Below are 12,477 nucleotides of genomic sequence, written 5' to 3'. Positions count from 1 at the left end.
TTCAAATATTCGAAACTACTCCAGATTAATTTTGATGATCTTGTTGCTAGTTCTGTTTGGTATTTTTTCTGCAAGTGTGACTATTTTCAACGTGTATCTGATGTCCTACCTGCAAACTAATGTCAATACGGATTATCTCGGAAGAGTATTCAGTCTGATATTTGTAATTAGTGGAATTTTTGTACCTATCGGTAGTCTGTTAGCCGCAACAATTGATCTGAAAGACTGGCGCGTTTTCCAGTTAATTGGTATTGGTCAAATCCTCATCTATCTGAGCCGCTTGATTACATTTCGGCTAATGTCTAAGAAAGCATAAGTGGTTTGAATTAAGAGATGACATGCATCCGTCAAACCACTAAATCATAATCTAAAATATTTGTGGCATCATTTTTTCAAAGATAAAAAAGTTTCACCCTGTTTTTGCGTAGTTATTAACACGGTGTTTCGTGGACCACATCTCTGCACATTAATGATGAGGGAGATGTTGTCTATGAAGGAATGGAAAGGTAGAAGCGGCTAATAAGTGGATTTATTCAACTTATTGAAATTCATCGAGCAGCTGGTTAATGGTTTGAAATCCATCGACTGGTTGATCAAGAAGATCAAAAAAACTCTTAATCACAAAGATTAAGAGCTAAAGCTTTCCACGAAATCACCCAAGGTCAGAGGACATCAGCCCCCTCTGGCCTTTTTTCGTACCTAAAGTGTAACACGACACACAAGTAGCAAGTCAAGTAAAAAAAACCTTGCTAAACTGCTACGAATAGTTTAACCTTAAATTCATCAACAACAAGGAGGAAACCAACATGAGAAATTCATTGTCTACTGTAGTATTAACTTGGCAAAGCCAACAGTAGGCAGGCGTGAACACGTCCTGCCAGACGCAGGTCGTGTCTATGTTGGTTCCAATTCGTCGTCTGCATAGATACCTCAATTTAGTGGTAACTATGTGGACGTTTTTATTTTCTCTGAAAACTTCCACGACCTGTGGGAGCTTTTTTTTTCGAAAACTAATGGGATTAATGGAGAAGATAAAATGAAAAAAATGATTGGCTTTATCGTATTATTATTAGCATTTCTTGGGGTGGCATTTTACTTTGGTGAACGGGAGATTTCACAGAGCAGGCAAAAGACAGATACACCAACGGTAGGTGTCTTACAGCTGATGAGTCATCCGGCGCTTGACGCTATCTATGACGGTATCAAGGATGGTTTGAAGGATGCGGGCTATGAAGTAGGCCAGGACGTCAAGATTGACTTTCAAAACGCGCAAGGAGATCAGAGTAATCTGAAGAGCATGTCCGAGAAATTCGTGAATGAGAAGGCGGCTGTAACCGTTGGGATTGCTACCCCAGCAGCTCAGGCGTTGGCAAATGCGACGATGGACATACCGATAGTTCTTGGGGCAATTACCGATCCGGTTGGCGCTAAGCTGGTAGCGAACAATAGGCGCCCGGGCGGTAATATTACAGGGGTATCCGATCAGGCACCACTAGGAGCGCAACTCGACCTGATGCAGGAAATATTACCAAAGATGAAAAACCTGGGAATTATCTACACGTCAAGCGACGATTCGGCAGCAACCCAAGCGAAAATGATGGCAACACTAGCTCAAAAGGCAGGCTTAACAGTGAAGAAGTATAGTGTGAACTCGACTAACGACATCACGCAGGTCGCCGCACAAATGGTCCAGAATGTTGATGCAGTTTTCGTCCCAACAGATAACACGATAGCTAGCTCGATGGAGACGTTAGTAGCTGCCACGAACGCCCAGAACATCCCAGTCTTCCCGACTGTTGACACAATGGTCAAACAGGGGGGCGTGGCCACGAGTGGTATCAATCAATTTAAGCTTGGCCAGGAGACGGGTAAGATGGTCGCGGCGATTCTGCAGGGGAAGAGCGAACCAGCGACAACGCCAATCCACTTTGAAAAAACGGGGCAGTTGATCATCAACAAGCAACAGGCGGATAAATTGGGACTCAAGATTCCAGCGCCAGTAATGCAAAAAGCACAAGAAAAGGGGAAAATTATTAAATGACAATCGGGGTATCAGCCATCGGGCAAGGTTTATTATTTGGTATATTGGGCATAGCGCTCTTTCTCACCTTTCGTATATTGGACTTTCCAGATATGACGGTTGAGGGTACATTTCCCTTTGGTGCGGCCGTTGCCGTGAGTGCAATTGCAAACGGTATTAACCCGCTAGTAGCGACTATTTTGGCAACATTAGCGGGCATGGTTGCGGGCCTTTCGACGGGCTTATTGACGACGAAGGGGAAAATTCCGGTGTTATTAGCTGGCATATTGGTGATGACTGGCTTATTCTCCATCAATCTCCGGGTAATGGGTCGCGCAAATCTCTCATTATTGAACCAGCCCAACCTCTTTAAACAAGGATTTCTACCGCAATTACCACCTGCTTTTGCGAGTGTTATAGTTGGCGGTTTAGTCGTGATTATCGTGGTAATCATGCTGACGCTGTTCCTGAATACGAGGCTTGGTCAAGGATTCATCGCCGCTGGTGACAATCCGAATATGGCTCGTAGTCTCGGAATCAATCCTGACCGCCAGAAAATTCTGGGCTTGGTGATTAGTAACGGTCTCGTTGGTCTAGCGGGAGGGTTAATCGCCCAGAATAATGGCTTCGCCGACGTTAACATGGGAATTGGTGTGATTGTTATTGGACTCGCGGCTATTATTATTGGCGAGGTGAGCTTCGGTAATCTGACCCTCAGCCAGCGCCTGATCGCCGTTGTTCTTGGGAGCATCATCTACCGTTTCATTTTGCTGATCGTCCTCGCGTTAGGATTCAATCCTGATGATTTGAAACTCATTTCCGCCATTATTTTGGCGTTAGTAATCATGGTGCCGACGTTAGAAGATAAATTTCGGTTAAAGCAGACTTTAACGAAGGGAGTACGAAAGGATGACTGAGGCTAAACTAGTTTTGCAAGATATTTCCGTTAGAATCTCTGCTGGGTCAGAGGTGAAAACGCTGCTCAATAATATCAACTTGACGATTGATGAAGGCGACTTCGTGACCGTGCTTGGCACGAATGGTGCCGGAAAATCGACGCTCTTCAACACAATCTCTGGCAACCTGGCGGCAACGGAGGGAAGTATTCGAATTGCTGGTGTCGACTTGACGAGGAAAAGTCCGGAGAAACGGGCGAAATTTATTAGTCGGGTATTCCAAGACCCGAAGATGGGCACGGCTCCCCGGATGAGTGTGGCGGAGAACTTGGCGTTAGCGACGCACCGCGGGGAGCGTTTGATGTTCCAGTCGCGCCAAGTACGCCAACAGATGAGTCGATTTAAAGAATTGGCGCAAAAGTCTGGTAACGGGTTGGACTTGGCGTTAGATAAGCCTACCGAGCAGCTTTCGGGCGGCCAAAGGCAGGCGCTGAGCCTCTTGATGGCCACAATTAAGTTGCCGGAGCTTTTGTTGCTGGATGAGCACACAGCAGCACTAGACCCGCATACGAGTATGGCAATTATGGGGTTGACCAATCAGATTGTGACAGAGAATAAGTTAACTGCGCTCATGATTACCCACCAATTAGATGATGCGTTGAAGTATGGTAATCGCCTGATTGTGCTCGATCAGGGCCTGATTGTGGCAGATTATAATCAACAGGAAAAGAACGAAATTACGAAGCAAGAATTACTGGAATATTTTGGTTAGCAACACATCTATTGAAAAGAACAATCTAGAAATTGTGAATAAACAAATAAAATTCCTACCAACAAATTTTGGTAGGAGTTTTTTAGTTTACAGATTGAATGAGGTTCATAGAACAACTTAATGGTCGTGAGTATGCTAGTGAAAAAAAATCATAAAAATCATGTTAACCAACCTTTGACCCAAAGGTGTTTTGACTTTACGGCCGCCTTCTTCGTATTTATTTTGAATGTAGAATAGCTTTTTACCATGTGGCATAACGGCTACCCAACGACCACCATTTTTTTGCCAGTAATACGGTTTGGAATAGGGTTCATCCAGCAGGACATTCTTAAATTGATAGTCGGGCAAATTTGCTTGGATGAATTTTTTCATTTTCTTTGCATCGTAATGGTACCTTACTTGCTGCGTGATTTTCTCCCAGTTCTCCTGCATTTGCTCAGGTAACTGGTCTAAAGCTATTTCAAAAGGCTGGGTGTCTTCAGTAGTCGAATAAATTAAGCTATGCTGGATGTTTATTCTCGTTGCACGCCAAATTCGGAGGTCCTGGGTGCGCGACTTAAATTGTTGATAAAGCTGATTGATGCGATGGATGTCGCACAATTTATCATAAAAAATGCAATTGTAATCCTGATATTCAGTTTTGCGCTCTTTAGTGTTCTAATAATATTAGAAATTGTAATGCGGCGCTCTGAGCGAATAGGTCAACAGAATAAAATTTAATACTTAGAGGAGAACTATATAATGAACAAAAAGGTTTTAATTACCGCAGCAGCGCTAACATTCGTCTTTGTTGGCTGCAGCAATCAAGCCACGAATCAAAAGGCCGAGGAAAAGATTCCTAGTGCTTCCGCTATCCTGAAGAAGACAACCGCTAATCAGAAAAAGCAGGATAACGTTCATCTAGCAGTCGATACTGTTGCTGGTATTGCTGATGAAAAAATGAAAATGCTGGTTGATGCTGATTTCAGTTTTAAACCAGTAGCAATGGATGGCAAATATAGCATGGCAATTGACGATGATAGTCGGGAATTTAGAATTTATGCGGCAAAGGATAAATTTTACCTCAAGGATGATGAGCACGAATGGCAAGATATGTCTGATCAATCTGACAGTTTAGGAATTGATTTGGATTCGTTGATCAGTCACGCGAATGGTGCAGATACGGCTGATTTATCGGCTGATGCCAAGAAAGCAGCCAAAGTAACCGAAATAAATGGTAACTATACGATCAAAATGAAGCTTACTGGTAAGGCCGCAGATAAGCTGATAAAGAAGGGGAATGAATCGCTCGATATGTCAAAATCCGTAGCTGCCAAGACCAAGGTAAAGTCGGTTAATTATCACTACGTGATTGACAAAAAGACGTCGTTACCCGAACAGCTAAAAGTGAAAATTAAGCTGGATCTTGGGGGTGCAGCGATGACTGAAACTATCGATTCGAAATATAGTAGATGGAATGAATCAGCTGTTACTGAACCTAAACTTTAAGTGTTAGGTGCATCGCACACAAAAAAAGCGACTCGCAGATTTTTTGCGAGTGGCTTTTCTAGTAGAACAGATTTCGATAGAAATCCTATTAAGCTGCTTCTTCAGCGCTGTCGTCAGCTGCATTGTTCTGAACCCAACCAAGTACAAGTCGTGAGAATGGTCCCACAATTAGTAGTTGATATAGGAAAGCAGCAATAAGGTTCATGCCCCAAGTCTTCAGGTATGTTCCGAGGAAGTCGGCAGGAATGCCACCCTCCATTAGCATGCCAAACAGTGACATGAAGGTTACCATACCAAGGATCATGAATGTGGAGATGGTCAGGATCAGCTGTAATTTACTTTCCTTATTAATAGGTAGGGAAAATGCAATTTTTTTTGCAACAATTCCCACCACGAAGTTGTCGAGAATAAATGCGACAACGAAGCCAGGAACTAGGCCAGTTGCTAAAGCAACTAAGCTGAATGAATTGTGAATTACCAGATTATAAATACTCATTCCAAGCACCATCAAGAAACACATTAACGAACCAAAAATCAAACCTTCTTTTTTATTTGTAGGCATAAACAAATCTCCTTTTTCTAGATTACTTAAACGTTAGGAAAAATGGCAAAAAAATAGCCAACAATTCCAGAAGTGTACGCTGCATCTGGCAGAGTACAGAACCCTCGGAATTGGAGGTTTTAAACACGCATTCCTACAGTAAGTGTAAGTGGTGAAGCTTTTTTGGAACTTCAATTAACCAGTATACACACTTTTGTATTTGTGTGTAAGTAAAAGATATGAGAATTTTACTTGACTTGTTCCTTTAGCGTCGTGTTACACTGGGGGTACGAAAAAAGCCAGAGGTTGGCGTAGACCTCTGACCTTGGGTGATTTCGTGGAAGGCTTAGCTCTTAATCTTTGTGATTAAGAGTTTTTTTGATCTTCTTGATCAACCAGTCGATGGCTTTCAAACCATTAACCAGCTGCTCGATGAATTTCAATAAGTTGAATAAATCCACTTACTAGCCGCTTCTACCTTTCCATTCCTTCATAGACACCATCCCCCTCAACTTTAATCTGCAGAGATGTGGTCCACGAAACACCTTGTTAATAAATACGTGAAAATAGGGTGAAACTTTTTTATTTTACGAGGAAATTTGGCCTAGGACATTTTCGTTTGCGATTACTTGAGACATTATCACTTGCGAACGACATTGACACATATTCGACAAAACGAAAATTTGACAAACGTTCTAAAATCAGGTACATTATTCAAGTATTGTTTGTCCACCGATAAGCCCCGGAACTTATTGTATGTCAAACATGAAAACGGAGGAAAGAACATTGCGTACAACCCCATTAGCAAAACCAGGTGAAATTGAACGTAAATGGTATGTACTTGACGCAACTGGTGTTTCACTAGGTCGTGTGTCAACTGCTGCTGCTACTATCTTGAGAGGTAAGAACAAACCTCAATTCACACCAAATACTGACACAGGTGATTTTGTAATCATCATTAATGCGGACAAATTAGTCCTTACAGGTAAGAAAGCTACTGACAAGATTTACTACCGTCATTCTGATTACCCAGGTGGTTTGAAGTCAATTAGTGCTGGCGAATTACTTGCACAGAGCCCAAAGAAGCTTGTTGAAAAGTCTGTTAAGGGAATGCTGCCAAAGAATTCTCTTGGTCATGATCAACTTCTTAAGTTACATGTTTATGCAGGTGCAGAACATGAACACCAAGCTCAACAACCAGTATTATTAGACATTAACAAATTAATCTAGGAGGACAATTATAGTGGCTCAAACAGTTGCATATACAGGCACAGGCCGGCGCAAGAGCTCAGTAGCTCGCGTACGTCTGGTTCCTGGTAAAGGTCAAATTACAGTTAACAAAAAAGATGTTGCAGATTACATTCCTTCATCTTTGGCTATTCAAGATTTGAAACAACCATTAGATATCACTGAAACAGAAGGTCAATACGACATCTTCGTTAACGTTAACGGTGGTGGTTTCACTGGACAAGCCGGCGCAATCCGTCACGGTATTGCTCGTGCCTTACTTCAAGTAGATCCAGATTTCCGTGGAGCTCTTAAACGTGCAGGTATGCTGACACGTGATTCACGGATGAAGGAAAGAAAGAAGCCAGGCCTGAAGAAGGCTCGTAAAGCTTCACAATTCTCAAAACGTTAATATTTACGTTCAAGAATGTTTTTATATCAACGTTTTCGAGATTTCAGTTGGTCACCTATGGTCACAATGCTATAGGGATTCCAATAGATTTAAAGCATTCGCATCTTGCGAGTGCTTTTTTTCTGGCAGTAATTCCAGATAATATTTTTCAGTAGTTAAGATTGAATCATGTCCTAATCTACGACTAACATAAGATAAAGGTATATTATTACTAAATAAAAAAGAAGCGTGTGAACTGAACCCCTTAAGTTGTTTTTCTCCAACTTAAGGGGTTCACTTAATATTGTCTTATTTAGAAATTTTTTAGTTATTACTTGTATTTTTATTTAATAGAGGTAGAATAAGCATCAGAAAATATTTAATATTCAAGAAGAATGAAAACATGAAAAGCGTATCTAAGAGTTTTGTGTCTTTAATGGCAGCTACAATGTTATTGACAGCAGGAGAAGAATGGTTTCTAATACTGTTAATGCTTCTACATTAAATTCGGCTGAAAGTAGCTTGAATAATAAGAATAGTGAAGATACTTGGCAGAATGTGAAGTTAATGAATGGAACTGAAATGCAAATTCTTCCAGATAATTCTTCAAAATTAAGTGGGAAGATTAAGTATAACGGTCAAATCTCTTCATATCACATCATTTCAAACAATGGTATATATACTATCTATTTGAATAATAAAGAAGTGTATTCAGTTGATGTAAATGATAGCCAGTTACCCACAACAAGTGTAGGCGGTTTTAGTCCGTTTATTAATTTTACATATGCAAATTGTAAGGTAGCATTTAAACATGCAGGTAGAAAGTATTATTACTTGACGACAGAGAAATATAGTGCAGATACATTAAGAAGATTAAAAGGAGCTACTAAGGATATTATTATTGGTTTACTTGGCTTTGTTCCTGTAGTTGGTCCCTATGTTTCTGGTGGTGGTTTAGCCTACACTGTTTATAATGATATTTTTGGAAAGAATCCGAAAAATAAATGGTATACGGTAAAGGAATATTGTACTAGAGGATATGAGTATTATGCGTGGAAAACTTATACCTATACTGATTCTCATAGAAAACATCTGCAATCTGTTAAATGGGAGTATAAAAAAGTACTATGAGAAAAATTTTGACTAGTAAAATTGCTAAAAGCATATTAGCGTTTATGTTTATATTTTTTACAGGTTGGTTTTCTGCAAGATTAGTACATACCGGAAAAGCTGAATCGACATATGACTATTTTATTTTAGGAGGATTTAGTCTAGTTTTAGGTGTTTTGGAACTATATCGATTAGTAAAAAGTAAGTAACCTAAAACTTCAAAATTTAAAGTAATAAAAACACTGTTAAATGATGACTGATTGATATCATGGTTTAACAGTGTTTTTATGTAAAAATAGAATTTTAGAAAACTAAATGACGCTTATTTAATAGTCTTCTTATTTTTATGATTCAGTAAGATAATCGACTTAAAATGGTCACAATTGGTCACAAAGTTTTCCAAGTAGAAGAATTTTGTTCCAGTTTTTTCCATATGATGTGCTAATTAATTAAAAATTGTATGGATTCAAATGGATTAACCTTGATAGTTAGGTAACTTTGTTCCTGTTACAATAACTTAAAATTCTCAAAACGTTAATATCCAGATTGGCGTTTTTAGACAAGATACTCACCGATTGGTGAGTATTTTTTTGTAGAAATTACCACAAAAATAGGTTGAGAAAACGACGTGATTTTCTCAACCAAATATAAATAATCACTGCAGGTAGCTCAGTGTAGCAGCACCCACTGCCTTGCTGACAATCAAGATAGCATCTTCGTTCATCAAAAAGTCGGGGCTGTGGTGCGGATGATTCAGACCATCTGCGGCTTGTGCACCAACGTAGATGAAGCTACTCGGCTTAGCTTGTGCGAAGTATGCGAAATCCTCCGAAGGATCTTGTGGACCCCGTTCAGGACGCCGGCGGCGAGCATTACCTTGGCACCGCCGGGTGAGACCTCTTCAGCTGTCTGTTGAATGATCCGGATGCTCCCCTTTAGAGTTGCTCCTTTAATTCGATTAACGAATTTGCGAGTACCATCATATATGCCGTGTGGGCATCGTGGCCACAGGCATGCATGACAACAGGATTCTGTGATTTGAAGGGGAGGTCATTATCTTCTTGAATGGCCAACGCATAGAAATCAGCACGTAAAGCAAGCTTTTTTCCGGGGTGGTCTCTATCAATATCGACTGCAAAGCCATAGCCTTCACCGAAGTCGGTGACCGTACAGTCCAAGTCTCGATAGAAAGCCTTGATGTATGCGGCCGTCTCTTTCTCTTGAAACGAGACTTCCGGGTGTTCGTGGAGGTGGCGCCGAATTGCGACCATCTCTTCCTCCGCAGCATCTAATTTACGCATTAATTCTGTTTGTACTGTCATTTTGCTTTCCTTTCCTTAAAATAAAAACGATTCCTACGATGTTTTGTAGTAACCGTTTGTGTCTTTGAAACTTCTGTAGCGCTAACCAATCTAATTGTAGGTCTTACGTTTTTAGTCTGTCAATGAATACGGAAATTCAGCAAGATTATCTGATCATTTAGTTACGACAACCTTACCAAGCATGTGGTTTGTTTCCACAAATCTGAGTGCCTCACGCAAGTTAACGGCGCTGATTGGGCTGAGCGTTTTGGTGACCGTACTTTTTATTTTTGCGGAATCTAGGAGATCAGCAATAATGTTGAGAATCTCGTGTTGGCTTTTCAGATCCGCAGTATTGTCTGACTGATTTTGCGATGACGCTTGAGGATGTTATAACTGAAATGGAAAAGTGGGGTAACCGCTACAACGCGGCCAATAGTGCAGCATCTTTGAAAGCGTGAATGTAATTTGGCTTTTTGACTTTGACGAATCCGATCGTGTTTATGATTCATGGAAAGTACTGACTACGCCAGTTTTTTTAAAATATTAAGCAAAGAATTAAATCACACTGTTACCAAACCGCAAAGTAGCACCGATGTTTTGGACCATGATACGCTAGGTATATAAGGTTACGAGATTACATTGTTAGCTTACTAAGGAGGTAACTTATGACAACAACTCTTACCCAGACTAATTTGAAATCGTTACTAGCTAAACTTGACCAAGGACCGTTTATCTCGCTTTATTTGCCAATCGAACAGACACGCCAAAGTACTAAAAACCGGTTGGTTCTGAAACAGCTACAAAAATCTGCGGCCGAGCAATTTACAGCCAACTATCCCGCATTAGACTGGGAGAAATTTGACCGCCAGTTAGACCAACTGCCTGATGATTTACTAGCGGCTGACAGTGATTTACCACAAAGCTTCGGGGTAATCGTGAGTGCCACTCAACAGGTTGTCTTGCCTTTGAAAATTGACGTTGAACCTCAAGTTAACGTGGCTGACTGGCCCAATTTACTACCATATATTGGGACGCAGCAATTGGCCGTGAATTTCGACCTGTTGACACTCAACCAGGACTCATTTGTGCTCTTTGAAGTAAGTGAGGGTGAAGTGCATGAGCTGGAGTTGCCAGGGGATGCACCGACGAACTTACAAAAGGCGTTGGGAACGGAATTAAGCGGTGGCGAGACAAACTTCCGCTCGTTCACGAACGGTCAGAGTGGCGGCGTCGGCGTTCACGGGCATAACACTTTGGACGCGGAGAAAGAGATTGACCACCGCAACTACTATCAAGCTGTGGCTGATTATCTGAATGGGCTGATTGCTGAGCGCAAAAGGGCTGTGATTCTCTTCGCCCTGCCAGAGAATCAGAGCCTCTTCCGGCAGATTAATAAGAATCCATATGTCTCTGAGCAGTTAAGTATCCAGAAATCGCCGTTAAATCTCAGTTTAACCCAGATGAAAAGTGAAATAGCACCGCTCCAGAAACAATGGCAGGCTGGGTTAGTAGCGATTTTGCAAGACAGGTACGATGCCGCACGCAGTCAGCAATTAGCGCTAAGCGATCGCACGGAAATCCTGGAAGCCGCTCGAATGGGTAGGATTGATACGCTATTGATTAACCGGAGTGAAGTCCTGACAGCTCCAAGCGACTGGCTGCTAGAACTGAGTGATCAGGTGCTCCAATATCAGGGAAGGGTGCGAATTCTCCCTGAAGATGATTATCCTGCCACAGAACCCGTGGTGGCAATCGCCCGTTATTAAGTAATCAGGGAAAGATCCTGTTTCAACCGGAATAGGCTGGTAGGGCGATATAAAAGTTAGACAAATTTAGAATATTAAACTGTTAAGGCATGATTTCGGCAATGAACCGGGCTCATGCCTTTAATTTCATAACCATTAATGTTAGTAAGCCTGTATGCTATAATCAGTTAAAAATGAATTGAGGCGCGAAAGATGAATGCAGACTAGTTCCTGTTAGACTTTGACCCAGATCAAAAGGCGGTCCTCGAGCCTCGGACGGAGAAACTCCCGTTTAAATTTCAGCGACGATTATTATTTGCATTCGTTGAACGTGAGGATGTTGAGCATTTCCTGGAGCAGGTCCCCCACGTAATTGCAGGCAAATTTGAGACCATCTCATTTAGCCCAAATGTCTACGAAGTTGATTATCACGGTGAGAAATTCACACTGTGCCAAGCACCACTGGGTGCGCCGGCAGCGACACAATTGCTAGATTGGCTTATTTCCTACGGCGTAGAGCAGGTTCTGGCTTTTGGTAACGCAGGTGCACTCATTGATTTACCAGAGAATGCCATGTTGATCTCCATAAGGGCACTTCGTGATGAGGGGACCTCGTTTCATTACATAAAACCCGGTCAGTTTGTTGATTTACAGTCGGCTTTCCTGGATCAAATTGAAGATATTCTGAATGAGCTTGGCCAGACATATGCGGAAATTACGACCTGGACCACGGATGGTTTCTTCAGAGAGACACCAAGAAAGGTGAAGGAATTTCGGCAGCTGGGTGCGGCGATGGTCGAAATGGAATGTGCTGGGATGGCTGCATGTGCGCAATTTAGAAAGATTGACTTTGCCCCAATTCTCTTCGCGGCGGACTCTTTGGCGGACGTTTTGCATTATGATTATCGTAGCTGGGGTGCACAAGCCCATCGACTAGGCCTAGGAATTGGTGCACAAGTGTTAGCTAAACTATAACAAAGTGT

At 41.6% G+C, this 12,477-nt stretch carries 13 protein-coding genes and 2 pseudogenes; 10 read left to right on the top strand and 5 right to left on the bottom strand.

Annotated features, from left to right (window positions below):
• The first annotated feature begins 34 nt into the window (after positions 1-34).
• The 4 genes from FC62_RS03085 to FC62_RS03070 all read left to right on the top strand — a co-directional run bounded on the left by FC62_RS03085 (position 35) and on the right by FC62_RS03070 (position 3,688).
• Entirely contained in the window at positions 35-316 is a 282-nt protein-coding gene (locus FC62_RS03085) for a hypothetical protein (protein ID WP_056946597.1), read from the top strand.
• 720 nt (positions 317-1,036) lie between these two features.
• On the top strand, positions 1,037-2,041 hold the full coding sequence (trpX, locus tag FC62_RS03080; RefSeq protein WP_056946595.1) for a tryptophan ABC transporter substrate-binding protein: 1,005 nt from the start codon (positions 1,037-1,039) through the stop codon (positions 2,039-2,041).
• On the top strand, positions 2,038-2,937 hold the full coding sequence (locus FC62_RS03075; protein ID WP_054745388.1) for an ABC transporter permease: 900 nt from the start codon (positions 2,038-2,040) through the stop codon (positions 2,935-2,937). Before trpX ends, FC62_RS03075 begins: the two co-directional genes overlap by 4 nt.
• The gene (locus FC62_RS03070) at positions 2,930-3,688 is read left to right on the top strand and encodes an ABC transporter ATP-binding protein (protein WP_056946593.1); all 759 of its coding nucleotides are present in this window, start codon (positions 2,930-2,932) and stop codon (positions 3,686-3,688) included. Before FC62_RS03075 ends, FC62_RS03070 begins: the two co-directional genes overlap by 8 nt.
• A gap of 135 nt (positions 3,689-3,823) precedes the next feature.
• Here FC62_RS03070 and FC62_RS08095 read toward each other — a convergent pair whose 3' ends face one another.
• Positions 3,824-4,060, bottom strand: coding sequence for a hypothetical protein (locus tag FC62_RS08095; protein ID WP_156849154.1), 237 nt, complete (start codon positions 4,058-4,060; stop codon positions 3,824-3,826).
• 369 nt (positions 4,061-4,429) lie between these two features.
• Between FC62_RS08095 and FC62_RS03060 the strand changes: the two genes are divergently transcribed.
• Complete coding sequence (locus FC62_RS03060; protein ID WP_056946590.1) at positions 4,430-5,176, top strand: DUF6612 family protein; 747 nt, start codon at positions 4,430-4,432, stop codon at positions 5,174-5,176.
• Positions 5,177-5,264: 88 nt separating this feature from the next.
• Here the strand turns inward: FC62_RS03060 and FC62_RS03055 are convergent, their stop codons facing one another.
• A complete protein-coding gene (locus FC62_RS03055) occupies positions 5,265-5,738 on the bottom strand; it encodes a DUF2798 domain-containing protein (protein ID WP_056946587.1) in 474 nt (157 codons plus the stop codon).
• Positions 5,739-6,503: 765 nt separating this feature from the next.
• Between FC62_RS03055 and rplM the strand changes: the two genes are divergently transcribed.
• Together rplM and rpsI are read left to right on the top strand one after the other, a co-directional pair.
• The gene (gene rplM / locus FC62_RS03050; RefSeq protein ID WP_054745398.1) at positions 6,504-6,947 is read left to right on the top strand and encodes a 50S ribosomal protein L13; all 444 of its coding nucleotides are present in this window, start codon (positions 6,504-6,506) and stop codon (positions 6,945-6,947) included.
• A 13-nt stretch (positions 6,948-6,960) separates the two neighbouring features.
• Positions 6,961-7,356 (top strand): 30S ribosomal protein S9, encoded by a 396-nt coding sequence (gene rpsI / locus FC62_RS03045; protein ID WP_056946585.1) that lies wholly within the window; start codon positions 6,961-6,963, stop codon positions 7,354-7,356.
• A gap of 69 nt (positions 7,357-7,425) precedes the next feature.
• Here the strand turns inward: rpsI and FC62_RS08325 are convergent.
• Positions 7,426-7,590 (bottom strand): annotated as a pseudogene (locus FC62_RS08325) (site-specific integrase); the annotation flags it as partial.
• A 216-nt stretch (positions 7,591-7,806) separates the two neighbouring features.
• On the opposite strand from FC62_RS08325, the gene FC62_RS03040 reads away from it, so the two are divergent.
• Positions 7,807-8,466, top strand: coding sequence for a hypothetical protein (locus FC62_RS03040; RefSeq protein WP_236693770.1), 660 nt, complete (start codon positions 7,807-7,809; stop codon positions 8,464-8,466).
• 634 nt (positions 8,467-9,100) lie between these two features.
• On the opposite strand, the pseudogene FC62_RS07940 reads toward FC62_RS03040, so the two are convergent.
• Positions 9,101-9,767, bottom strand: a pseudogene (locus tag FC62_RS07940) (M20/M25/M40 family metallo-hydrolase).
• Between the two features lie 153 nt (positions 9,768-9,920).
• Positions 9,921-10,073, bottom strand: coding sequence for an oxidoreductase (locus FC62_RS07935; protein ID WP_335622592.1), 153 nt, complete (start codon positions 10,071-10,073; stop codon positions 9,921-9,923).
• Between the two features lie 341 nt (positions 10,074-10,414).
• Between FC62_RS07935 and FC62_RS03030 the strand changes: the two genes are divergently transcribed.
• Together FC62_RS03030 and FC62_RS03025 are read left to right on the top strand one after the other, a co-directional pair.
• Positions 10,415-11,515 carry a baeRF6 domain-containing protein gene (locus FC62_RS03030; RefSeq protein ID WP_056946583.1) on the top strand — a complete coding sequence of 367 codons (1,101 nt, stop codon included), beginning with the start codon at positions 10,415-10,417 and terminating at the stop codon, positions 11,513-11,515.
• Between the two features lie 210 nt (positions 11,516-11,725).
• Positions 11,726-12,469: a nucleoside phosphorylase gene (locus FC62_RS03025; RefSeq protein ID WP_054745404.1), complete on the top strand. Its 744-nt coding sequence runs from the start codon at positions 11,726-11,728 to the stop codon at positions 12,467-12,469.
• Positions 12,470-12,477: the final 8 nt, after the last annotated feature.

This window comes from Amylolactobacillus amylotrophicus DSM 20534 (assembly GCF_001434555.1).
In the GTDB taxonomy this organism is placed as follows: domain Bacteria; phylum Bacillota; class Bacilli; order Lactobacillales; family Lactobacillaceae; genus Amylolactobacillus; species Amylolactobacillus amylophilus.
Note: the sequence above shows the minus strand (reverse complement) of the source record. Positions and strands in the feature narration are given on the sequence as shown.